1 protein-coding gene and 1 pseudogene are annotated in these 559 nt (G+C 58.7%); both read right to left on the bottom strand.

Features of this window, described 5'->3' with window-relative positions; all coding sequences use genetic code 11:
- Nucleotides 1–161, bottom strand: a pseudogene (locus G7020_RS23810) (IS66 family transposase); the annotation flags it as partial.
- A 19-nt stretch (nt 162–180) separates the two neighbouring features.
- The coding region (gene tnpB, locus G7020_RS23805) for an IS66 family insertion sequence element accessory protein TnpB (protein WP_423835690.1) at nt 181–559 on the bottom strand (379 nt) is incomplete at its 5' end.

Genomic DNA, 559 nt, shown 5'->3' with positions numbered 1-559 from the left:
GAGTCGGTATCTTCAGGGCTGCGCTCGGACTTGGGCGAGAACAACTTGTGGCGCAGCAGAGCAACTTGTTCTTGGAGTTGCGCCACTTTTCCGTGCGCCAACAGCAACATCTGCTTGAGCAGGACGGGATCGTCTGGAAGGTGGTCGGCGCCAAATTTCATGGCGCCGGATTATACCGGCTCAGGCCACGAAGCGCGGCGTCAGAACCTGATGCGGCCGGTTACGCCACAGGTCGATGCCGTCGAGCAGCCAGTTCAACTCATCGACCGTCAGCTCGAGGGCGTCGTCGCCGGCATCGGGTTTGGTCTTGAAGCGCTCGGCTTCCAAACGCTTGAGCCACAGGCAGAAGCCATTGCGCTCCCAGTAGAGGATCTTGACCTGACTGCGGGTGCGATTGAGGAACACGAACAGCACCGGGTTGAATACCTCCACCTTGATGTCCAACTCGACCAGAGCGGCCAAGCCGTTGATGGATTTGCGGAAGTCGACGGGTTTTGGGTAGAGATAGACCTTCTGCACCTTGGCGTCGGGACGCATCATGGGATGAACTCCGGTGAAA

Origin of the sequence: Stutzerimonas stutzeri (genome assembly GCF_013522825.1) — a bacterium.
GTDB classification, from domain to species: domain Bacteria; phylum Pseudomonadota; class Gammaproteobacteria; order Pseudomonadales; family Pseudomonadaceae; genus Stutzerimonas; species Stutzerimonas stutzeri_AK.
The sequence above is the reverse complement of the archived record's forward strand: the minus strand, read 5'-3'. Positions and strand labels throughout refer to the sequence as shown.